This is a genomic window from Acinetobacter portensis (assembly GCF_010646905.1).
GTDB classification, from domain to species: domain Bacteria; phylum Pseudomonadota; class Gammaproteobacteria; order Pseudomonadales; family Moraxellaceae; genus Acinetobacter; species Acinetobacter portensis.
In genome coordinates, this window is the sequence record NZ_JAAARQ010000002.1 from 1,082,798 (window position 1) to 1,105,494 (window position 22,697).

Here is a 22,697-nt window from a genome sequence, read left to right on the forward strand (position 1 = left end):
TTTAAACATAACTATCAAAATTTAATGATAGCCTAAATATATTCAGTTTATAGATGAGCTTTATGCGGACTCATCAATGCTGTCATTTCCTTTCTTATGGCAACATCGCTAAATAAGATGATGGATTTTTACGTTGACCATCTTTTACTACTTCGTAATGTAAATGTGGACCAGTACAACGACCAGTACAACCTACATTTGCAATATGTTCGCCAGCGTCAACACGGTCACCAACACGAGCAACCAAACGTGATGCATGCGCATAGCGTGTTAAATAACCATTTCCATGATTAATTTCCACATATTGACCGTAACCTGTGCCCCAACCAGATTTCGTTACAATACCAGGACCTGTTGCGTAAATAGGTGTTCCCGAAGGTGCAGATAAATCTAAACCTGAATGATTTTCAGCACGACCACCCATTGTACGACCACCAAAATCTGAACTTACACGTTTCATATCTGGTAAAGGATGTGTCACCAACCATGAATAAGGACTTGATGAAGAATATGATGCTTTTGAACCGTATTTTTTCGCAATTGAGTCATTATTTAATTCAACAGATTTTTCGCGAAGCTTAACAGTCATTTGCGTATTTGCAGGAAGATCAATATCTTGAGATTCTGCATAGCTACCTTGAGCTAAAGTGCGAGTAAGTTGTTCTAAACGATCTGGTGAATTATTTTGTGTAGCGTTCACTTGAACTAAATCTGCAAATGCTAAAGAAGCCGCAGAAATTGCGACCGAAAAAGCGATTAGAATACGTCTTACTTGCATAAAAAACCTCATAAACTGTTTTTACTAAAGTTTCTTGGTGATCTCATCCTTGATATCTACTGAAAAATGGGCATAACATAAGACACAATTATGAAGGGACAAAATATGTCTGAACCCATTAATGTTTTTCAGCAAACAAGAAAACACTCAAAAACAGGAAACTTAACGTTTCTCTCTCAACAAGTTGCTGCATGGCAGAAACTTACAAAATTAGTTCAACCCTTATTACCCCAACCAGAACAATGGCATGTCGCTTGTTATCAACATGGCATTTTAACAATTACTGGCTTAAATCAAGCAATGATTAGTCAGCTCGCATATTTACAAAAACAATATATTGCACAGCTTTCACAACTTGATGGACTTCATGATTTACAAAAAATCTATGTCCGATTAAGAGTAGAACCCCACATACCTCAAAAAAATGAAGCATCACCCAAATCTCTTAGTGCTGACACTCAAGAAATGCTCAAAAGTGCAGCTGAATTTGTGGCTGACCCCAAGCTTAGCCAAGCTTTGTTACGTTTGGCAAGTAATAAAAAATAATCAATCTACATATTTCTTAACAATACAGTATTGAATAGTGCGACATACATCACAATAGATACATTACACTATAACATTAACACTTAAAGACAATGAGTTAGATCACACTAACGTAACGAATCGGACATTGACTCTCGTCATCAAATGTTACAATTTCGTAGCTTGTTGGATCTTTTTGAACATTGCGCAAAAGTTGATTATTTAAAGCATGACCAGATTTATAGCCATCAAACTTGGCAATAATCTGATGCCCTAACAAATATAAATCGCCCACTGCATCTAAAATTTTATGGCGAACAAACTCATCTGAGAAACGTAGACCTTCCTCGTTCACAACACCTGAATCATCAACACCAATTGCATTTTCAAGACTTGCACCTAAAGCAAGATTATTTGCTTTTAGATAATCTAAATCTTTCATAAAGCCAAAAGTTCGAGCACCACTTACTTCATACACAAAAGTTTCAGTAGAAAAATCGATCGTTGCAGATTGGTATTCTTTCTTAAATGCAGGATGATCAAAATCGATGGTGAAGTTTAATTGAAAACCTTCATGCGGATTAAAGATCGCACGTTTATCATCAATTAAAGCTTCTACAGGTTTTAGAATTCTAATGAATTTTTTCGGTAAATCTTGTTCTTTTAAGCCGCCCTGCATAAGCAAGTAAATAAAAGGCCCTGCACTACCGTCCATAATTGGGACTTCAGATGCAGATAACTCAATAATTAGGTTATCAATTCCCAAACCAGCAATCGCACTCATCACATGTTCAATTGTACCTACTTTGGCATTTTCTTGTACCAAATTAGAACACATGAAAGCTTCTTGAATCAGCATAGCATCTGCAGGAATATCAATAGGTGGATTTAAATCTGAACGACGAAAAACAATACCTCCATCGGCATGGTGAGGCACGAAATTCATAAATACTTTTTGCCCACTATGTAAACCAATACCGCTCGCTTTCACGACACGCTGTAAGGTACGTTGTTTCAACATGTTTCTCTAATCATCTGTTTATCAAACAGCTATACGTTAGCATATTTAGTCATTTTAAAAAAACAAAAGGTAGCATTTTAGCTACCTTTTTGTTTATCTCAAATCTACAATAAAAGCAAAGAAATTACTTATGTTGTTGGTTTTTAAGATATTCTTGAATACTCATAGGTGTCGGACGAGCTGAACCCGTTGAACCTGATGTATTGGCAGAAGTTGACGAATCGTTGTGCTGACGTTGAATTGCAGGCACATCATCTTCATCTGTTGAACCAACATTTGCCGAAGAAACTTGTGATTGAGCAACTGAACGTTTCACAGGTTCTACTGTAGCAGCTGCATTACGCGTTAAGCCTGTTGCAATCACAGTTACGCTAATTTCATCACGTGCATCTGGATCAAATACTGTTCCGTAGAAAACTTGACCTTCATCCAAATCGGCAATTTGGTTGACTACATCGGTAATTTCTTCAATTTCACCAAATGTTACGTCATCGCCACCCGTTACGTTAATTAAAATACCTTTGGCATTCATAATTGTCACGTTATCGAGTAATGGACTACGAATTGCTTGTTCTGCAGCTTGGCGCGCACGTGTTTCACCACGACCAGAACCCACACCCATCATTGCATAACCGCGCGTACTCATTGCAGTTTTCAAATCGGCAAAGTCAAGGTTGATGTGACCTGGACGAACCACAAGATCAAAGATACTGCGTACCGCATTTAACAATACGTCATCTGCTTTCTTATAAGCATCTTTCATTGAGATATCACGGAACACTTTCAATAAGCGTTGGTTCGGGATAATAATCAATGAATCAACATGCGCTTCTAAAGCTTCAATGCCTTTTTCCGCAGATTGCAAACGACGCTTGCCTTCGAAATTGAATGGCGTTGTTACTACACCAACAGTCAAAATACCCATTTCTTTTGCAATTTCAGCAACAACTGGCGCAGCACCTGTACCTGTACCACCGCCCATACCTGCAGTTACGAAAACCATGTCCGTACCTTCAAGTTGTTGACGAATAAGCTCTCGGCTTTCTTCTGCTGCAGCTTGACCCACTTGTGGATTTGCACCTGCACCTAAACCGCGTGTACTTTGCTCACCTAGCTGAATTTTAAATTGTGAATTCATACGATCCAGAGCTTGTTTGTCTGTATTTGCACAAACAAATTTTACGCCCTGAATATCCGATTCAAGCATATGCTGTACAGCATTCCCGCCAGCACCACCCACTCCAAAAACAGTGAAGCGGGCTTGACCGTTATTATCAGCTTGATCATCTTCAAAAAATTCAAATGATGCCATGGTCTTTAGATATCCTAATTCATAATTGGCAGTCACTTAAGCCCGTATACTGCCTTGATCTTAATAAAAATTGTTTTCAGGATGCTGTTCAATGCATAACTTGTCAAGTATCAGCTATTTTATATACAACTTCCTAACAATATTCCCTAAAAATACAACTAAAAAATTGATTTTAACTTCTCATTTAAGCCCGACCAAGCACGTCCAACACGTCCCCATACAGAAAGCTCATCTGTATCTTCAGGTTCAACAATTGTATCTTGCGCATAAGTTTGACTATACATAAGCAGACCTGCTGCCGTGATGTATTGTGAACGTCTTAAAGAGGCTTGATGCTGATCATCTGCTGCAACTTCAACAGGTGGATTACCTAAATGAGCAGAAACACCCAATGTTCTACGAGCAAAGCTCACCATACCTTCAATTTGGCAGGCATCACCAGCTAACACCACACCATGATAAAGCCCGTGTATTGCGCCACTTTTTTCTAATTCATGGCGAATTTGCGCAAATATCTCTTCATACCGTGCAATGATGATTTCAGCCAATTCAATACGACTAATGGTTTGTGGTCCATCAATGCCTTGTATTTGAATCATATGGTCTGGCTTCACCACACTTAAATCTACACAACCGTATAGAAGCTTAATACGTTCGGCTTCTTCTGTTGATGTTTGCAAAACCGCTGCAATATCGCGTGTTACGTTTTCACCACCACGTTGTAATGTATGTGCCAACGCCAAACGACCATCTAAATAAACAGCCAAATTTGTTGTGCCAGCACCAATATCAACTAAGCATACACCATATTCTTTTTCATCTTTTAGTAGGGTTGCTTCTGCCGTTGCAAGGTTTGAAATAACCATTTTTTCTACGAAAATGTTAGCACCTTTCAAAGCACGATCTAGGTTTTGCATAATGCTAATTGGCATCATCATCAGTTGATAATGCGCAGTCATACTATGTGCCGACATACGAATAGGATTTTGTACCCACTCGCCAGAATCATCTAAATCGAAACCTAAAGGAACAGCACTCACCAAGTAATGATCTGATTTGAGATGGCTTGCTTTTGCTAAATCTAAAGCACGTACCACTTCACTGGTTGTAATTGTGTGATCATGATTATCAATTGGCGTACGACCAGAAGCATAGTAGCTTTTTAGCTCTGCGCTTGGAATAGAAATCCAAGCCGAATGAATACGACATTCAGCCATATCTTCAGCTTCTTGTACGGCATTTTTAATAGCCGTAACAACCTTATCAAGACTTACAATTTTCCCTTTATTCATGCCTCGGTTACGAGCGGTCGCCATCCCAATGACTTGGATGTTATCCGGCGCATGCACCTTACCAATCAAAACTGAAACTTTGTGTGTCCCAATGTCTATCGCAACAACCGAGGGAACAGCTTCATTCATTATTTATTACTACCATTACTTGTATATGTTTAATTTTTGGCAAAAAGCCTATATTTAAAAGCCTATTATTATGGCTTCACTGCTACTTCGCCCGCAATGTTTGTTGTGTCACTAATCGTTACAACAAAATGCCCATTTGCAATTTGAGGTGCAACTGAGTTTTTCCATTGAATCGCCAGCCCATTTCTATATCTTAAATCGATTGCAGAAATTCGCCCCCATGCTGGTTTTAAATCATTCTTTGCAAGATAACTCAGTCTTTGCAACTTGCTCATCATTTGATCTTGATCAACAATAACACGTAAACCTGAATCAAACTGCATAAACCATGTCATACGATCTGTTAAATATAATTCTTTTAATCGCATATTCGCAGGCAGAAATAATTGATTAATTTCATTATATCGACGCATCATCATTTTAGACTGATGTGTTGGCCCATGTAAAAGTGGTAAATTTTGATGATTTTTTACAACAACTTCTGTAAATACATCACCACTATCACTGAGTAGTCGACCTGTTCCCCAACGCGCAATCGCTTGTTTCGGCATAACACGAACTCGAATTGAATTGGGCCATAATCGAGATACTACAACTCGATCTACCCAAGACAACTCGAGTGTTTTATCTCGAATTTCTCTTAAATCTGATGTGAAATAATTGTTTTTCACAGCAGGTGATACGTGTGTATAAATTTGTTTCTGTTCTGACTCCGACGAAGCGCCCGCAACATTAAGTTGTGCAACTTGCCCATCGGTCATCACCTTATATAGCCCAAATATTCCAACCAACAAAACAGCAATAGCAACACATAACATCAACCAACCACCAAAGTTCGAAAGCTTTTCCTTTCGCGTCATTGGCTTTTCATGTATCGATGTAATTGCCGCTTTTTTACGGCGCAACGAGGCTGGTAATTGAGCCATAATTTAGTGTGTCGCTTCCGTCAGTGTTTGTTCAAGAATAACAACGCATAACTCATCGAAGCTGTAACCAATTGCATTTGCAGCTTTTGGCACCAATGAATGACTTGTCATACCCGGAACAGTATTCACTTCTAATAGCCAGAAGTTACCATGTTCATCTTGCATGGCATCGATACGCCCCCAACCACTTGCACCAACGGCTTGGAAAGCACGTAAGCATAATGCTTGTAGTTGCTTTTCTTCAGACTCTGTTAAGCCACAAGGAATACCGTATTGAACATCATTACGGTTGTATTTTGCTTCGTAGTCATAGAATGCAACGTCTTTTGGTGGTTCTAAACGAATCACCGGAAGTGCCTGACCATTTAAAATGACAATGGTAAATTCACGACCTGTAATCCATTTTTCAGCCATCACCACAGCATCGTGCTGCGTTGCTTTTGCAATTGCTTCTGCAAAGTCTTCCATTTTTTCGACTTTGCTCATGCCAATACTTGAACCTTCATGCACAGGCTTAATAATGAATGGCAAGCCAATTGAATCTACAATTTCTTGTAAGTCCGAATCTTTAGTCACAATACGATATGGTGCTGTTGGAAGTTCTGAACCTTGCCAAACTTGCTTGGTTTTTACTTTGTCCATACCAATTGCTGAACCTTGAACACCTGTACCCGTATAAGGTAAACCAAGCCATTCAAGCGCACCTTGGATTTGACCATCTTCGCCACCACGACCATGCAACACAATAAATGCACGATCGTAATTTACTAATTCAGTCACACTTCGTTCTTGTGGATCGAAGCCTTCTGCATTCACACCTGAGCGAAGTAAAGCTTCTAAAACAGCATTACCACTGTCTAAAGAAACTTCACGTTCGGCAGATTTCCCACCTAATAAAACGGCAACTTTGCCGAACTTCAAAGCATTTGACACGTTTATATCCTTAAACTTTATAAATCACTTAATTGAATTTAAATCTCAATCCGAGATTATTTTAAATATAAGTTATTTTGTACAAGTTCGATTGAAATTGCACCAACATTACCCGCACCTTGCGTTAATAACAAGTCGCCTGCTTTGAGTACATTTTTCATCACATTTTGAATATTACCTTCTACAGGATCGATGAGCGTTGGCTCAACCTCACCGCGCAAACGAATACTGCGCGCAAGTGAACGACTATCTGCGCCCACAATTGGTTTTTCACCTGCTGAATAAACTTCTAACAATAAAAGTTGATCGACTTGTGAAAGTACATCTACAAAGTCATCAAAACAGTCACGTGTACGACTAAAACGGTGCGGCTGGAACATCATCACTAAACGACGATCTGGATGACTTGCACGCGCAGCTTTAATGGTCGCTTCAACTTCTTTTGGATGATGACCGTAATCATCTACCAATTTCACGTTACCACCGTCTAGCTCAAATTCACCTTGAACTTGGAAACGACGACCAACACCGCTAAATCCTTCCAATGCACGACAAATGGCACCATCAGATACACCTTCATCTGTTGCAATACCAATTGCAGCCAATGAATTTAGGATGTTATGTGCACCCGGCATATTAATGGTGACACGTAAAGGCTCACGATCTTTACGAAGCACCGTAAAGTGCGATTGCATACCAATTTGTTCAACATCTACTGCACGAATGTCATTATCTTCGTTGAAACCATAGGTTAATAACGGACGACCAATACGTGGCATGATTTCACGAATATTCGCATCATCACCACACACAACAGCTAAACCGTAGAATGGAAGCTTTTGTAAGAATTGAACAAATGTATCTTTGAGTACATCGAAACTACCGCCATAAGTATCCATATGGTCAGCATCAATGTTTGTTACGATGGTTGCCATTGGCTGTAAATGCAAGAATGATGCATCTGATTCATCTGCTTCCGCCACGATGTAACGACTTGCACCTAGCGCAGCATTTACACCTGTACGATTCAACAAACCGCCAATCACATAGGTTGGATCTAAGTTTTCTTCTGCCAACATACATGTTACTAAACTTGTTGTTGTGGTTTTACCATGTGTACCTGCAACAGCAATACCATGACGGTAGCGCATAAGCTCACCGAGCATTTCGGCACGACGAACTAAAGGAATACGAGATTCAATTGCCGCTTTAATTTCAGGGTTTTCCTGATCAATTGCAGTTGAAACAACAATAACATTCGCATTTTGAATATTTTCAGCCGCATGACCGATATAAACTTTAATGCCGTTTTCTTCAAGTTGTGCTGTCGTTTTCGATGCTTTGATATCTGAACCCGAAACTTTATAGCCTTGGTTCTTTAATACTTCCGCAATGCCACACATCCCTGCACCACCAATACCCACAAAATGAATGTGTTTAATACGGCGCATTTCAGGCACTTTAATTAACTTTTTAGCTTGATCAGCTGGTGTTGATGGAGACATATTTTTCTCGGATTACAATTCTTGAATTAAACGAACCACGTGTTGGGTTGCATCTGGTTGAGCTTGTTGACGCGCTTTTGCTGCCATTTCAGACAACAATTGACGGTTCATCAACGGTGCTAAAATTTCTTTTAAACTTTCTGACGTTAAGCTTGCTTGTGGGCAAATTTTTGCTGCACCACTATTTGCTAAAAATTTTGCATTTGCAGTCTGATGATCATCCACAGCAGAAGGTAAAGGAACAAAAATAGCAGCAACACCTGCGGTTGCAATTTCAGTTACAGTTAACGCACCTGCACGGCAAATAATTAAATCTGCTGTTGAATAGGCTTCTGCCATATTTTCAATAAATGGCTGAACATCTACATTCAAATGTTCCGACTTACCTTCATAACGTGCAAGCGTTGTTTCCGCATGGTTTTGACCACATTGATGGTAAACATTAAGCGGAACATCTAACTGTTTTAAGGCTTCAGGGACACGTTCATTTAAAGCCTGCGCACCTAAAGAACCACCCACGATTAAAATACGTAATGGTTCGCCTGCTTTTTCACGCTCTTGATAACGCCAAGTCGGGTTTAAAATTTCAGTAATTTCTTTACGAACAGGATTGCCTGTTGTTTTTATTTTTTCACTTACAGGAAATGTATTTGGAAATGCCTGACATACCGTTTTCGCAACGCGTGATAATTGTGTATTGGTAAAACCTGCAACCGCATTTTGCTCATGAATAATGACAGGAATACCTAAAGCACGCGCAGCTAAACCACCAGGACCTGCAACATAACCACCAAAACCCGCAACAGCATCAACATTGAGCTGTTTCATATAGCGCATTGCACTTAAAGTTGCTTTTAGAATTTTAAAAGGTGCAGTTAACTTACGAACTAAGCCATTACCACGCACACCTTGAATATCAATTTGATAAATTGGAATATTATGATTTTTTAATAGACGATTTTCCATGCCTGACGGTGTTGCCAACCAAGAGACATCAATGCCTTGTTGCTGAAGTTCTTTCGCAACGGCAAGTGCAGGGAAAACATGTCCACCCGTACCTGCTGCCATCATCATGACATGTTTAGGCTGTTTTTTCTGAGCGTCGGTCACGGTCTAATTCTTCAACTTAATAAGGGCTAATGAAATTTCGTTATAAGCTAACAATTGTAATCACAAACGTATAGTACGTGAAAGTTAATTTACTTTTTTTCACTCAGCATTTTATCGTTTTTTTCTACAGTTATTAAAGTTTAAACTAGATTTATTATTAATCTACGCAAATTCTCGTATTTTTAGAGAATCTATGAGGAATTTTGTAATTATTGGCTCTCTCCCCCTTATTTTTCAAAATAATAAAAAAGAGCCGAAATGACTCTTTTTTACTTTCTGGTGAAATTTAAGCTATTTACTTGTCATTACAGCAGGATCTGTTGCTTTCAACTTTCCAACTTTTCGCCACGGATTTTTTCGGTGGTATTTTTGTTCAATATAATCGAGCCCCGTCCAATACCAAGGAATTAAATGTTGTTTAACTATGGGAAATGCAAAAATGTTAAAACCAATCCACGGTAAAAATGGACTACGTCGACCATAAGCCCAAAGTTCAATACGTGTAGATGGTCTCACGCTTGGTCCTCGAGCATGAAAACCGTAAGTATCTGCAACAACCAATGTGTTTTTTTTCACAGCAAATGCTTGTGGCTGACCATACCCCAAACTTTCTAACTCACTCTGCTGAATTCTTAACGAACCTCGACGACTCAGCGCATTCGATTTTTCATTCATTGCAACAGATTGTTGATGCTCCCAATCTAGACGCTGTTCATTCACAATATGTGAACCCGGAACATAAACAAAAGGACCTTCATCTTCTGCCACATCGGTTAAGAACAACCATGCTTTTACACTTGAGTGAAAAGTATCACTATGTAAATTTGTTTGTGGATCGGGACGAGATTTACGAACATGCGATAAAATCACTTGCACATAATACATGGGCTGAACTTTAGAACTTGCTACATAGTTCAAAAGCCCTTGCCATTTAGCATCATTCAGTAATTTTTCAGTTGCAGGTAATTGTTTTAAGGTTTCACCATCTAGCGCCATTCGACGTGTAACCGTATCACCTTGCAATGTTTCTCTGGTTTCTAATGGCGTTTCTAAAAGTTCTTTTGATAGCTTTTCAAAATCATCTTCAGGCAAAAAGTTTTCTTTTAAAATAAAGCCATTTTTTTGAAATTGCTCCACTTCATCTTGGGTAAGCATTTTTGCGAGTTTTTGTCGTCTGTTGTACGCAAGTTTAGATGCAAGTTCTACCCGATAACGATGCAAACCTAACTCATTAAACCGTTGATTGCCAATAATTAAATGCGATTCAAAGCTTTTCGCAAATCCGAAAAGTGTTGTGGCATCTACCACAAACTTTTTCGGATTTGCTTTCGCTATTGTTTTTAATTCTTGTAGGACTATTTTCTTATTTGGATATGTCCAAACTTTCTTTAATGCAGATAACACAACGTTCTCACATTTTTAACTTAGTTGTTTTTCAGGTCTGCTTCTAAAACATCAAACAAATCATCGGCAATTGATGTTCCAAATTGATTGTCAATTTCACGAATACACGTTGGGCTTGTCACGTTAATTTCTGTCACATAATTACCAATGACATCCAAACCAACAAAAACCAATCCTTTTTCACGTAAAAATGGACCAACTTTTGCTGCAATCGCTTTGTCATTTTCAGTTAAAGGACGAGCTTCACCACGACCACCTGCTGCCAAATTACCGCGCGTTTCGCCATTTTGCGGAATACGTGCAAGACAATAAGGTACAGGTTCACCATTAATCATTAAAATGCGTTTATCACCATCGACAATTTCAGGAATATAACGCTGTGCCATAATGGGTTGCTGTCCCATTTCCGTCAGCATTTCTAGCGTAGAACCTGTATTTGCACCATCAATCGTTAAACGGAAAATACCTGTTCCGCCCATACCATCGAGTGGTTTTACAATCACGTCTTTATGTTCTGCAATAAATTCACGAATAAGGCTTTGCTGTGATGTTACTAATGTCGGCACTTGAAGTTCAGGGAACTGTGTTGCGAATAGTTTTTCGTTACAATCACGTAGGCTTTGCGGCTTGTTAATAATCCATGCGCCTTCACGCTCTGCTTGTTCCAAAATATACGTGGTATAGACAAAGTTCATATCGAAAGGAGGATCTTTACGCATAAGTACCACGTCGTACGCTGCGATTGATTCTTTTTGTTTTTCACCCAACTCAAAATAATGGTCATAATCTTCAAAAACCTTTAAAGGCGAAATCAGACCAAATGCTTTGCCTTGATCAATATATAAATCTTGTTGTAATGCATAACCTAGTTCATGACCACGTCGTGCCGCAGCCCAAAGCATAGCCATTGATGAGTCTTTTTTTAGATTTACATTTTCGATGGGATCCATCACAACAAGTACGCGCATATTTCTGCTCTTTTAAAAATGATCTGCTTAGGAGTATAACGGAGATTCTTAATTTCTTTTTCTGAATTTCCGTAATCCTTTTTATTCTTTTATGTTGAGGATGTTTTGATGTTACAAGCAATTATTGGTTTTCATTTGGATGATGAAAATCATTGGGTAGCAAATTTGGCTTGCGGGCATAATCAACATGTACGTCATACCCCGCCTTGGCAAAATCGTCCTTGGGTATTAACGGAAGATGGTCGCAATGAAAAATTAGGTGTGATGTTAGAATGTAAGCTTTGTGATGAGTTAAATAATTAAAATAATAGTGTTATATTTTATTTACTTATAAAAATTAAGAATTAAAATTTATGTCTACGCCTGTTTGGATTTGTTTGTATATTTTCATTAGCTTAATTTGTAAATGGATTCTTTCATGGGGTGGTGCAGATATCATTAAGGGATGGAAAAGTATCTTTTTCTTTGATGGAAACTCTGAAGATTGGAGTACAGAACAATTACGTGCAATGGCTTTATTTACTTGGATAGGATTTACCATTCTTTTTATAGTCGGGTTAATTTTTCCTGAGTATCGGTTTTATAAGTTGTATTAGTAGATTAAGTTAAATTTTGGATAAAATATTTTATGCTAAATCGATAGTATGTGCGCAATACTCCGCCTTGGCAGAATCGTGCTTGGGTATTAACTAAAGATGGTCGCAATGAAAAATTAGGTGTGATGTTAGAATGTAAAAAGTGTGATGATGAATTAATTAAAAATTAATTTCTATAATTTTAATTAATCGGAGACTGTACACGCTCTAACTTTTTTTGAATATCAATAATTAATACTGCCATTTTAATATATTGAATATGAGCTAGAAAGAATTCAGAGTCAGCAAAATAATTTGGATACGCTTGCTTTAACCCTCCCACAGCATCTGTAGATAAAAGCGTTACGATTAACTTTTCTTCTTTTGAAAATAGTTTTTCATAATAACTGTATTTTAAAGAAGCTTCAGAATGTCTAGCTTTCGGGAAAAACTCATATGAAATTTTTTGAGTAGATGTATCTAATTGAATTAATACATACCCATCAGAATATGCCCCTGAAGATAAATCTATATTAATTTTTTTTGCTGTTTCACAGTAATATTTTAATTGATTCTCAATGCTATTAGTACCTATTTTACGATTGAGAAATTCCGTAATTATATAACATTGCTTAATAACTGCAGGAGAACTAACAACACTATTCAAATATTGCTTCAGAAATGCTTCTTTATCATCATCCTTAAATCCTTGTAAATTCTCCATTACTTGAAATTGTTCACTAACACTTTTAAAAAAAGTTTGATAATTTAAAAAACCTGAATTGCCTTTCAAATTTTGCCCAGTAAAAATATCAACAATTTCTAGGCTCGTTGCCCAACTATGTTGGAGCTTAGTTCTTAATTGAAACTCAATTTTTCTTTCATCTCCATCATTATTATTAAACCTACCAACTATATGTAAACATCTATAACCATCATCCTTAGGCTGATCAATATAATTATCGAATTTTATGAATTGCCCATTATTATAAAAACAACTCTCTTGGGCTAATATTTTAAAAATAGAATCAACATGCTCTAAAGTTGTTGCAACAACTCTTATACCACCGATATCCTGCATATTTTTCAATTGCATCTGTTCAAAACGTTGTAGTTTCTTTTTAATTGAGTCGAATCTTTTTAGTCTCTTCGCTACAAACACATTTTTATCAACTTTATGTATGAATGTATTTAACAATTTATGAGCATTATTTAATGATTGAATATGACTATCTCTCCAATATGTCAATATATCCATTGTTTTTTGAAAAGAATCATCATCATGTACTAACTCATCACTTGCTAAAGAAACACCAGCTCTTATTACATCTTTTTTAGAAAACGTCATGATTGTACATAATTGATTTTTTGACATTTTATTAAAAATCCCAAATTTATTCTATTAATAATACTCCTAATCACTATAAGTCTGATTAATATTTAGTCAACAAATTAAATTCTTAATCGTCTATTTATCAAATAAAGAAAAAGGAAGCCTCAGCTTCCTTTTTTACATCTCTAAAAAATCTTAGATACCATATTTAACGCGGTATGCTTCCATTTTCGCTAAAGCTTCTTTCTCGCCTTTCGCATCCAAATAATCCATCAAATCTTTCATGGTAATTAATGCATGAACAGGAATTTCTAACTCTTTTTGAACTTCTTGAATGGCAGAAAGTTCGCCCTGACCTTTTTCTTGACGATCAAGCGCAACCAAAACACCCGCAATTTGAGCGCCTGCATTTTTCAAAATTGTAACCACTTCACGAATAGCCGTACCCGCAGTAATCACATCATCAATAATCCAAACTTTTTGACCTTCAACAGAAGCACCTACCAAAACACCACCTTCACCGTGATCTTTCGCTTCTTTACGGTTAAAGCCCCAAGGCACACTCACACCATGATTTTGCGATAAAGCCACAGCCGTTGCAGCAACAAAAGGAATACCTTTATACGCAGGGCCAAAAACTACATCAACATTTTCACATTGTGTTAATTTATCTGCGTAGCCAGAAGCCAATACGGTTAAAGCTTCACCGTCGTTCAATAAGCCTGCATTGAAAAAATAAGGACTCACACGACCCGATTTTAAAGTAAACTCACCAAATTTAAGCACACCACGTGATAATGCAAGTTCGATAAAAGCTTGAGGGTTAAACTGAGCTGGCGATGTCATGAGGTGCTCCAAAATTCATAAAGAAAAGGTTATGACTGCGCATGATACCAAAGAGTAGCTATCCAAGTGATCAAAAAATTTTACGAGTAGTGTCAATAAACGTAAACGGTTTACGTGCAGCTGAAAAAAAAGGCATTTTCGATTGGATGGCAACATCCGATGCTGACGTCATTTGCATGCAAGAATCACGTATTACTCACGAACAATGGACAGACAAATTCAAACCTGAAGGATGGCATACTCATCTTTTCCCTGCGGAAAAATCGGGCTATGCAGGTACAGCAATTTACAGTCGCTTACCCTTTGTATCGGTTACCGATGGCTTAGGCTTTGAACTTGCCGATTCACAAGGTCGTTTTATTTCAGCCGAATTTGATCTTGGATTAGATCAAACTGCGCATATTTGCTCATTATATCTTCCATCTGGCTCATCTGGCGATGAAGCTCAAGCACGTAAAGACCACTTTTTAGATGAATACAAAAAAATTCTAAAACAATGGCGCGATGAAAATAAATCAATCATTGTTTGTGGTGACTACAATATCGTACATAAACGTATTGATATTAAAAACTGGTCGGGCAACCAAAAAGCTTCAGGCTGTTTACCACATGAACGCGCTTGGCTCGATCACATTTACGATGATTTAGGCTATGTCGATACTTTCCGTGAAGTGCGTAAAGAAGCCGAAGTGTATTCTTGGTGGTCTAATCGTGGGCAAGCACGTGCGAAAAACGTAGGTTGGCGTATCGATTACCAAGCATGCTCACCAGATTGGAAAGAACGTACTGTGAATGCATGGGTGTATAAAGAAGAATGGTTCAGCGACCACGCCCCTGTAATCATTGACTATAAAATCTGAAAGAATTTTCAGTTTACATTTGCTCACTGAATGTAGTTTATTATCCTACACGACATGTCGTATTTGCGTATTTATCTCCACATCGATTCAGCGCATTATGGCTCCACGGCAAAGGGACACTGTCAGGATGACAACAAAAGGATTAGAAGCCGTAGGATGAAGCAGGAACAATTAATTTTGTTCTCAAGGATGTAAGACATTGGACGTTGTAGCGAGACCCACATGATCAGGATGATTAAATGTGGGTTTTCTCTTTTCTAGGTCATCATTTTTTATTATTCAGTTTTTATTCGTCTTATCTACACCTCATATTCTCAATTATTTTTATGACAAAAATATGAAGATTTCGTATCAATCATGTGAAATATCCATTTTTTGAATTCGCATAGAGCTTTGTTTTATTTTAAGCTAATCTATATAAAATTTAGATTCATTAAGGCGTCATCATGCTCAAGGTTTATGGTATTAAAAATTGTAATTCGATGAAAAAAGCATTCGATTTATTAACCGAACTTGGTTTGTCATATGAATTCCACGATTATAAAAAACAAGCAATTGATGCTGAAACTGTAAAAATTTGGCTAGACAAAATTGGGCAAGATATTGTGCTCAATAAAAAAGGCACAACTTGGAAAAAACTCAGCGAAGAAGAACAGCAGCATGCGCTTGCTAGTGAAGCAAATATCATTGAAACACTTACCACACACACCAGTATGATCAAACGTCCAATCATCGACTTAGGTCATGGCTTTATTGTGGGTTTTGATGAAGATGCCATTCGTACATTAAAATAAATATCTCCAAACATAAAAAAGCCTGACAAATGTCAGGCTTTTTTATAACTTTAAATTCATCAAACTTAGTTAGCGCGAATCCAAGTTTGGTTACGACCTAATACTGCAACACCAATATAGCCACGAAGCTCAAGTTTCTTACCGCCATCAGCTAACTTACCTTTTAGGCTATAAGATTTGCCGTTTTTCGGATCAAGAATTGTGCCGTTGTCGTAGCTTGTACCACCTACATTTTTAAGGTTACGTACAATTGTCACACCTTTAAGTGATTTATTCTTGTATGTACCTTCACATTTTGTACAAGAGTTTTCTTCACCTGGCGTCAAAACGCTTTGAATTGATGCGGTCAAAGTACCGTTTGTTTGCTCTGTGAACTTAACAACCGCTTTTGGCTGTTGAGTTTTATCATCAATTGTTTTCCAAACTGTACCATTTAGTGGGTCTGCTGCATGAGCTAATCCAGCAAGACTCAACATACCAAATACCATTGCAATTTTTTTCATTTTTCATATCCCTGATGTATCTTTAATATTACAAGCCTAGTATCAAAAAATCGCTAAAATAAAGCAATTTATGAATGTGACCATTTGGTGTAACTTTGTAATTTATATTGTTGAACTTAATAAAAAGTGTCTAAATAACAATCAATATAGAGTATATATGGACAGACTGCCAATGTGGAAACAATTATTAACAGAGCAGTTTCTTAGGACTGCAATTAAAGCTCCAAGCAAATTTAACATTCCTATTGGTTCGACTCGTTTTTCACTTGAACAAATGTGCAAACTTTTCCCTAAAGATTCAAGCGTAAACATTCGTAAAATATCTTTAGCAGGATTAAAAGCTGAAGAAATAAAACCGCAAGATGAAGCCACGCAACTGATTTTTCACATACATGGTGGCGCATTCTTTTTAGGTTCACTCAACACACATCGTGCATTTCTCACACATGTTGTGGCTCACACGCAAATGCAAGTGATTCATGTCGATTATCCTCTTTCTCCTGAACATCGCTTTCCTACTGCTTTAAATGCATTATTTGATGTCTATCAAGAATTACTTACACAAGGTATTCAAGCCAAAGATATTATTCTGTCGGGAGATTCTTGCGGTGCAAATTTAGCTTTAGCTCTTGCCTTAAAAATTCGAAATGAAAAACTGCCTCAAGCAAGCGGTCTAATGCTACTTTCACCATTCTTAGATTTAACACTTACTAGTGAATCAATTCGCTTTAATCAAAAACATGATGCTTTGCTTTCTGTCGAAACCATTCAAACAGGCATTAAACATTACTTACCTAATGATGTAGATGTCGGTGATCCTCGAGTTTCCCCTATTTTTGATGACCTACACGATTTACCACCCACCTTGGTTCAAGTTGGTTCAAAAGAGCTTTTATTAGATGATGCTAATCGTTTTAAAGAAAAAGCCGAAGAAGCAGGTGTAGATGTTACATTTAAAATTTACACAGGCATGTGGCACAACTTTCAAATGTTTCATTCTTGGTTTGAAGAAGGCAAAAAAGCCTTGGCAGATTTAGCTGAATTTGCACATGAACAAGATAAAGATTAAACGGTGAATAAACGACAAAAAAAGAAGATATATATCTTCTTTTTTTCAATTCTATTTCTCTGTCTGATAGGGCTCTAAATAATTTACCCACGCATCTTCTAATAAAGCACCATTAATCCATTCTTTTAAAGCTGGGTGTTGAAGCATGGTATTCATATAAATTTGCGTCTTTTCACTTACAGGCAACGCATAGGTTTTTAAACGTGTCACCACAGGTGCATAAAAGGCATCTGCAATAGAAAAATCACCACATAAAAAACCATCGACATGTGGACGTTCTGACCAAATTTGCTCAATACGTGCAACATCCGCACGCAAAGCTTCATGCTCTTGCCAAAGTTCAGCACCTTTTTCGGCTAAATTTGCTCGAATATTCATGCCACAAAGGTTACGAATATTTGGAAAATCACTGTGCATTTCCGCTGAAATACAACGCGCTCTAGCACGTAATTTCACGTCGATGGGCCATAAAGATTTTTCAGGATATTGTTCTGCCAAATATTCGCAAATTGCTAAAGAATCCCAAACTAAGAGATCATTACTTACAAGTGCAGGAACTTTCCCATTTGGATTAACTGCCAAAACATCTTGCTTAAATGTGCCTGTATTTCGCTCTTTGGCAAAAGGAATCATCACTTCTTCAAACGGAATATTAAACGCCTTGAGCACCAACCATGGACGCATCGACCAACTCGAATAATTTTTGTTGGCGATATAAAGTTGCATCATGGTTAATCCTCTAAATGTTGTTTAAATTTTTCAATTTGAGTGAGCAATTCTTGTTCTGAAAATGCACCTGTTAAACGCAAACCTCGAATTTCTTGTTGCTGATCATTTAAGAACAAATAGGTTGGTGGTCCTAAAATATCTCGTTCATTTAACAACGCTTGATGACCTACATCGTACCCACTTAAATCGAGCTTAATTAAATAGAAATCTTTTAACGCATTTTTTACGTGGTTAGATTTTAAAATACGCTGTTCAATTGGCTGACATGCCACACACCAATCTGCATATACATCAATAATAATGGCTTGATTTTTCGGTGCTTGTGACAATATTTGATTAAATTCAGCTGCTGTATGAGCAATGTGCCAAAGCACTTCTGAAGATGAGTTAGTATTTGAAATAAAGAATCTTTGGCTTTGTTGATATTGGCTATAAACCATATATGGCGCAGTCAAAATTAGGATGACAATATAGACCCATTTCCATTTAGTTTTATTCCACATAAAGCGGAAAAGAACATAAGCAATAAAGCTTATCCCTAAAACAAGACTTAAACATTGTAGCCAAGTTTCAGACAGTAATGGTCTAACAAAATACAGTGCCAAAGCCAACATAATAAAAGCAAATATCACTTTTATTTGATTCATCCATGTGCCCACTTTAGGCAAAATTTTAGAACCTAAAATACTGGCAATAAGAAGTGGCGTTCCCATACCAAAACCTAAAGTAAATAGTAGCACTGCTCCATGCCACTGACTTTGGGTTTGTGAAATAAAGAGTAACGCACCTGCCAATGGTGCAGTCATACAAGGACCAACCAACAAGGCTGAAATCATTCCCATAACTGCTGCACCAACAAGGCTACCACCCTGTTGCATGGCTTGTGCATGATCAAGTTTATTCACTACAGCTTGAGGTAATTTAAGCTCAAATGCGCCAAATAAATTTAAAGCGAAGACTACAAACAATAAGCTAAAAGCGATTAATGTAGATGGTTGTTGCAACCATCTTTGAAAGTTCAATCCTGCCGATGATGCAATTAGCCCTAAAATGGCATAAACAGTCGCCATACTAGAAACGAATACCAAAGCAATCATCCATGCTTTTAACCCTTTATTATTACGAACAATAAGTGAGGTTAAAATTGGAATCATCGGTAATGAGCATGGCGTAAAAGCAAGTAAAACACCCAAACCAAAGAACAGTAATAATCCATAAATAAATGAACTATCTGCAAGTTTTTCCGACCACATTTGGTCTTTGGCAGATTCGCTATTTGATGAAACATCTTGTTGGATTGTATTTAAATTTGTCTTATTTTCATTTTCAGTATTTTGAGCAGTTTTTGCTAAATCTAAAAAGCTTTTTGACGCTGATGCTTGATTTTTTAGTGCAACCAATCCATCAACATCCGTTTCAAACTCAATATGTTGTGGTGGATAACAAATTCGATCTTTGGCACACCCCTGCCAAGTCACTTGATATTTTTTTGAGGCTTCTACAGGAATATTGAACTGAACATTTTGATAATAAACTTGGGTTTTACCGTAGTTCTCATCATGTAAATTTTCAGCTTTAGGTAAATTTAAAGGAAGTATTTTTGAATTATTTTTAACTTCAAATTTATGTTGATACAGATAGTAATTTTCAGGAATTTCCCAATTTAATTGGACTTGTTTTGAATTTATAGATTCAACTGAAAATGCAAAAGCATCTTCTGCTGAACGTAAGGAAGTTTGAGCATATAAAAGGGTTGAGAGAAGTAATAAAAATCCGCTCAACATCCACTTCAAAATGATATTCAAACTCAACTTATTTTCTAGAAGATGCTTTGTCATAGATTCTTCAAATTAGAATAGGTAAGAAACCCCAAATCCTGCTTGATAACCTTTATCTTTTCCATTTAGGTCTAAACCAACTGTTGCATCAACTTGGGCACGTTCACTAATGGCATAAATTACACCCGAACCTAAGTTATATTCAACGTCTTGACCTTCTTGCTTACGATAAACCAACTCAGAAAAACCTGACCAGTTACCCGCAATGAGATATTCAACTGTTGGAACAGCAGTAACAGCCCAATGACTATCTTGTAACTCATAGATCATAGAAATAGATGTTGTCAGCTGATCGTTATAATCGTAAGCAACAACTGAGCCTAAGCTATAAATATCTTTATCATTACTAAAATCTTTATTCCCTGTTGCAATCACAGCTTGTGCCAAAACTGCCATCGACATTTTGTCATCATCTAGCTCAATGGCTTTTTTCAAACCAATGCTCACATCGCCTAAACCATGTGTAGATTCTTTAGTTTTGCCAATTTTAGATTGTGTCCACTGTGGACCATCCCAACCTAATTGTAATTCTAGACCTTCAGCTAAACCTGTACGTAATAATACATCGGCACTATATGTCGATTTTTTTTGCTTACCATCTTCCGATTTGGATTCAGTATAACTATAGCTAGGTAAAGATTGCTCCCAAGCAAGTTTGCCTACAGGTGTAATACCTGTTCCTACCCCAGAACCCGTGTGGTCAAATGAAAATTCAGCCGCAACTGCATTTGCACTTAAACCTGCCAATAAAGTGAACCCTAAAGTTTTTAATGCTGACATCGTTTTTATCTCAAGTAATTAAACCAATTCTTTTGTCATTTTTGCGCCATGAGCACGTAGAAGTTCCAAAGTCTGCTTTTCTTCTTCCAATGCTTCTGACCAATTAATTTCATCGAAATCACAATCGAAGAATAAATCACTAATTGAAGAAAGAATTGTTAAATCTTCTTCATCTTTTGTATTTGGATTAACTTTCTCTTCTAATAAACGTTTTACAGCAGGTACGCATGCAGAACTCGCAGCATCCCAAAGTGGACCATAAACTTCTTCTGAATCCCACAAGTGAACGTTTACTTTCGCTTGAATTAAAGCTTCTAGAATTTCTAAATGTACTGCTAAATTTGCTTGTTTTTGTTCTGTGCTTAAAGGCTGACCTGCCTCATGCGCTTCACAAATTTCTTCCCACCATTTGAATAAGCCATCAGACCATACAGAAATTGCAGGACCTTTTTCGCCATCAATGAAATTTGGATCGAGACCATCTGCTAAAAGGCTTTTCACTTGCGCAAGGTTTGATTCTTCTAATGCTTGCACCAAGAGTTGTTGCTGCGCTGTTAACATAGAGAAAGCTCTCATCAATTTAATTTATCTGTATTATGCAGAATATTTACACATTTGTTTAAATTAAATGTGCAAACAACATTTTTAATTCCTCAAAAAGACGATAAAAAAAGCCCCGAAGGGCTTTTTGAGACGAAATGAATAACAATTATTCGTCATCTAAATCTTCATCGACAACACCTTCATCGGCATCAACAAAAGCAGGTTGAGCACTACGAGGTTTTTCATTTTTTTCAAATGTATGTTCAAGACTTCTTTTTAAACGATCAATTGCACCATGAATTGCAGTATCAACATTATGACCTTTATGGTTCACAACCACTGGTTTTAAACCTGCAGGACGTGCTTCGATCATACATTTAATGTCGGCTTCACCGCCTTTAGGACCATTTTCATCGCTTAAATGAACTGAAAAATGTGTTATTTTTTCGCTGTGACGTTGGAATTCTTGATGTAGCTCTTCACGCACATAGGTAATGAGTCTGTCACTATTTTGAATGTTTTTGTCTGTACGTAGTTCAATATTCATACAATTCCATCCTCTTCTTTATTTGTATCTTTTTGCACAAAATTATTATCTTGGCACGTTATTAACCTACTGCTATAAGCAGTACTAGAACACCTTCAAACTATTTTGGAATAGATCCTCCACGTTGAATGATGAACACTAATGAGGTCTGCAGAACCGTGTCCTTATACTTCGAATATCGGGCCTAACTCGAAATATTGCAAGTGATATTTGCAAAAATAGCAAAAGTATAATGTTTTATGACAATCTGAAGTTTTAACTAAAAAATGTCATCTAAATTAATGCTCACACCTAAAATGGATGAGTCATAATTTGATGAAGATTTAGTAAGCAATTTGGCTTTTTAAAATAATGGTTATTTTTAAACCTTTTGATAA

24 protein-coding genes and 1 pseudogene are annotated in these 22,697 nt (G+C 37.1%); 7 read left to right on the forward strand and 18 right to left on the reverse strand.

Features of this window, described 5'->3' with window-relative positions:
- Positions 1–94 precede the first annotated feature (94 nt).
- Positions 95–778: a M23 family metallopeptidase gene (locus tag GTK57_RS05120; RefSeq protein ID WP_152875234.1), complete on the reverse strand. Its 684-nt coding sequence runs from the start codon at positions 776–778 to the stop codon at positions 95–97.
- Between the two features lie 105 nt (positions 779–883).
- Between GTK57_RS05120 and GTK57_RS05125 the strand changes: the two genes are divergently transcribed.
- Positions 884–1,324: a DUF721 domain-containing protein gene (locus GTK57_RS05125; RefSeq protein ID WP_152875232.1), complete on the forward strand. Its 441-nt coding sequence runs from the start codon at positions 884–886 to the stop codon at positions 1,322–1,324.
- A 97-nt stretch (positions 1,325–1,421) separates the two neighbouring features.
- Here GTK57_RS05125 and lpxC read toward each other — a convergent pair whose 3' ends face one another.
- From lpxC to gshB, 9 genes are all read right to left on the reverse strand, one after another.
- Positions 1,422–2,324 (reverse strand): UDP-3-O-acyl-N-acetylglucosamine deacetylase, encoded by a 903-nt coding sequence (lpxC, locus tag GTK57_RS05130; RefSeq protein WP_152875231.1) that lies wholly within the window; start codon positions 2,322–2,324, stop codon positions 1,422–1,424.
- Positions 2,325–2,448: 124 nt separating this feature from the next.
- Entirely contained in the window at positions 2,449–3,636 is a 1,188-nt protein-coding gene (gene ftsZ, locus GTK57_RS05135) for a cell division protein FtsZ (RefSeq protein WP_163121711.1), read from the reverse strand.
- Positions 3,637–3,794: 158 nt separating this feature from the next.
- Complete coding sequence (ftsA, locus tag GTK57_RS05140) at positions 3,795–5,057, reverse strand: cell division protein FtsA (protein ID WP_163121713.1); 1,263 nt, start codon at positions 5,055–5,057, stop codon at positions 3,795–3,797.
- Positions 5,058–5,125: 68 nt separating this feature from the next.
- Positions 5,126–5,983: a cell division protein FtsQ/DivIB gene (locus GTK57_RS05145; protein WP_163121715.1), complete on the reverse strand. Its 858-nt coding sequence runs from the start codon at positions 5,981–5,983 to the stop codon at positions 5,126–5,128.
- Positions 5,984–5,986: 3 nt separating this feature from the next.
- Positions 5,987–6,916, reverse strand: a complete 930-nt coding sequence (locus GTK57_RS05150; RefSeq protein WP_163121717.1) for a D-alanine--D-alanine ligase — start codon at positions 6,914–6,916, stop codon at positions 5,987–5,989.
- 56 nt (positions 6,917–6,972) lie between these two features.
- Positions 6,973–8,421 carry a UDP-N-acetylmuramate--L-alanine ligase gene (murC, locus tag GTK57_RS05155; RefSeq protein WP_152875224.1) on the reverse strand — a complete coding sequence of 483 codons (1,449 nt, stop codon included), beginning with the start codon at positions 8,419–8,421 and terminating at the stop codon, positions 6,973–6,975.
- 12 nt (positions 8,422–8,433) lie between these two features.
- Positions 8,434–9,531, reverse strand: a complete 1,098-nt coding sequence (gene murG / locus GTK57_RS05160; protein ID WP_163121719.1) for an undecaprenyldiphospho-muramoylpentapeptide beta-N-acetylglucosaminyltransferase — start codon at positions 9,529–9,531, stop codon at positions 8,434–8,436.
- 291 nt (positions 9,532–9,822) lie between these two features.
- Positions 9,823–10,935, reverse strand: a complete 1,113-nt coding sequence (locus GTK57_RS05165; RefSeq protein ID WP_199287341.1) for a phytanoyl-CoA dioxygenase family protein — start codon at positions 10,933–10,935, stop codon at positions 9,823–9,825.
- 20 nt (positions 10,936–10,955) lie between these two features.
- Positions 10,956–11,903, reverse strand: coding sequence for a glutathione synthase (gene gshB, locus GTK57_RS05170; RefSeq protein WP_163121721.1), 948 nt, complete (start codon positions 11,901–11,903; stop codon positions 10,956–10,958).
- Positions 11,904–12,011: 108 nt separating this feature from the next.
- On the opposite strand from gshB, the gene GTK57_RS05175 reads away from it, so the two are divergent.
- From GTK57_RS05175 to GTK57_RS05185, 3 genes and pseudogenes are all read left to right on the forward strand, one after another.
- Positions 12,012–12,206, forward strand: coding sequence for a DUF3565 domain-containing protein (locus tag GTK57_RS05175; protein WP_163121723.1), 195 nt, complete (start codon positions 12,012–12,014; stop codon positions 12,204–12,206).
- Positions 12,207–12,256: 50 nt separating this feature from the next.
- A complete protein-coding gene (locus tag GTK57_RS05180) occupies positions 12,257–12,499 on the forward strand; it encodes a hypothetical protein (RefSeq protein WP_163121725.1) in 243 nt (80 codons plus the stop codon).
- A gap of 47 nt (positions 12,500–12,546) precedes the next feature.
- Positions 12,547–12,669: pseudogene (locus GTK57_RS05185) on the forward strand (DUF3565 domain-containing protein); the annotation flags it as partial.
- An 11-nt stretch (positions 12,670–12,680) separates the two neighbouring features.
- On the opposite strand, the gene GTK57_RS05190 reads toward GTK57_RS05185, so the two are convergent.
- A complete protein-coding gene (locus GTK57_RS05190) occupies positions 12,681–13,853 on the reverse strand; it encodes a RelA/SpoT domain-containing protein (protein ID WP_163121729.1) in 1,173 nt (390 codons plus the stop codon).
- Between the two features lie 153 nt (positions 13,854–14,006).
- Positions 14,007–14,657, reverse strand: coding sequence for an orotate phosphoribosyltransferase (pyrE, locus tag GTK57_RS05195; protein ID WP_163121731.1), 651 nt, complete (start codon positions 14,655–14,657; stop codon positions 14,007–14,009).
- 41 nt (positions 14,658–14,698) lie between these two features.
- Here pyrE and GTK57_RS05200 point away from each other — a divergent pair, with 41 nt between their 5' ends.
- Positions 14,699–15,517 (forward strand): exodeoxyribonuclease III, encoded by an 819-nt coding sequence (locus tag GTK57_RS05200; RefSeq protein WP_152873834.1) that lies wholly within the window; start codon positions 14,699–14,701, stop codon positions 15,515–15,517.
- 446 nt (positions 15,518–15,963) lie between these two features.
- Positions 15,964–16,311 carry a Spx/MgsR family RNA polymerase-binding regulatory protein gene (locus GTK57_RS05205; RefSeq protein WP_152873835.1) on the forward strand — a complete coding sequence of 116 codons (348 nt, stop codon included), beginning with the start codon at positions 15,964–15,966 and terminating at the stop codon, positions 16,309–16,311.
- A 65-nt stretch (positions 16,312–16,376) separates the two neighbouring features.
- On the opposite strand, the gene GTK57_RS05210 is transcribed toward GTK57_RS05205, so the two are convergent.
- Positions 16,377–16,814, reverse strand: a complete 438-nt coding sequence (locus GTK57_RS05210) for a DUF2147 domain-containing protein (protein ID WP_152873836.1) — start codon at positions 16,812–16,814, stop codon at positions 16,377–16,379.
- A 157-nt stretch (positions 16,815–16,971) separates the two neighbouring features.
- On the opposite strand from GTK57_RS05210, the gene GTK57_RS05215 reads away from it, so the two are divergent.
- Complete coding sequence (locus GTK57_RS05215) at positions 16,972–17,883, forward strand: alpha/beta hydrolase (protein ID WP_163121733.1); 912 nt, start codon at positions 16,972–16,974, stop codon at positions 17,881–17,883.
- A 51-nt stretch (positions 17,884–17,934) separates the two neighbouring features.
- Here the strand turns inward: GTK57_RS05215 and GTK57_RS05220 are convergent, their stop codons facing one another.
- From GTK57_RS05220 to GTK57_RS05240, 5 genes are all read right to left on the reverse strand, one after another.
- The gene (locus GTK57_RS05220; RefSeq protein ID WP_163121734.1) at positions 17,935–18,612 is read right to left on the reverse strand and encodes a glutathione S-transferase family protein; all 678 of its coding nucleotides are present in this window, start codon (positions 18,610–18,612) and stop codon (positions 17,935–17,937) included.
- A gap of 2 nt (positions 18,613–18,614) precedes the next feature.
- Positions 18,615–20,396, reverse strand: a complete 1,782-nt coding sequence (gene dsbD, locus GTK57_RS05225; protein WP_228720331.1) for a protein-disulfide reductase DsbD — start codon at positions 20,394–20,396, stop codon at positions 18,615–18,617.
- A gap of 66 nt (positions 20,397–20,462) precedes the next feature.
- On the reverse strand, positions 20,463–21,230 hold the full coding sequence (locus GTK57_RS05230; RefSeq protein WP_163121738.1) for a transporter: 768 nt from the start codon (positions 21,228–21,230) through the stop codon (positions 20,463–20,465).
- Positions 21,231–21,248: 18 nt separating this feature from the next.
- Positions 21,249–21,791 carry an ankyrin repeat domain-containing protein gene (locus GTK57_RS05235; protein ID WP_152873841.1) on the reverse strand — a complete coding sequence of 181 codons (543 nt, stop codon included), beginning with the start codon at positions 21,789–21,791 and terminating at the stop codon, positions 21,249–21,251.
- A 148-nt stretch (positions 21,792–21,939) separates the two neighbouring features.
- Positions 21,940–22,320: an HPF/RaiA family ribosome-associated protein gene (locus tag GTK57_RS05240; RefSeq protein WP_152873842.1), complete on the reverse strand. Its 381-nt coding sequence runs from the start codon at positions 22,318–22,320 to the stop codon at positions 21,940–21,942.
- Positions 22,321–22,697: the final 377 nt, after the last annotated feature.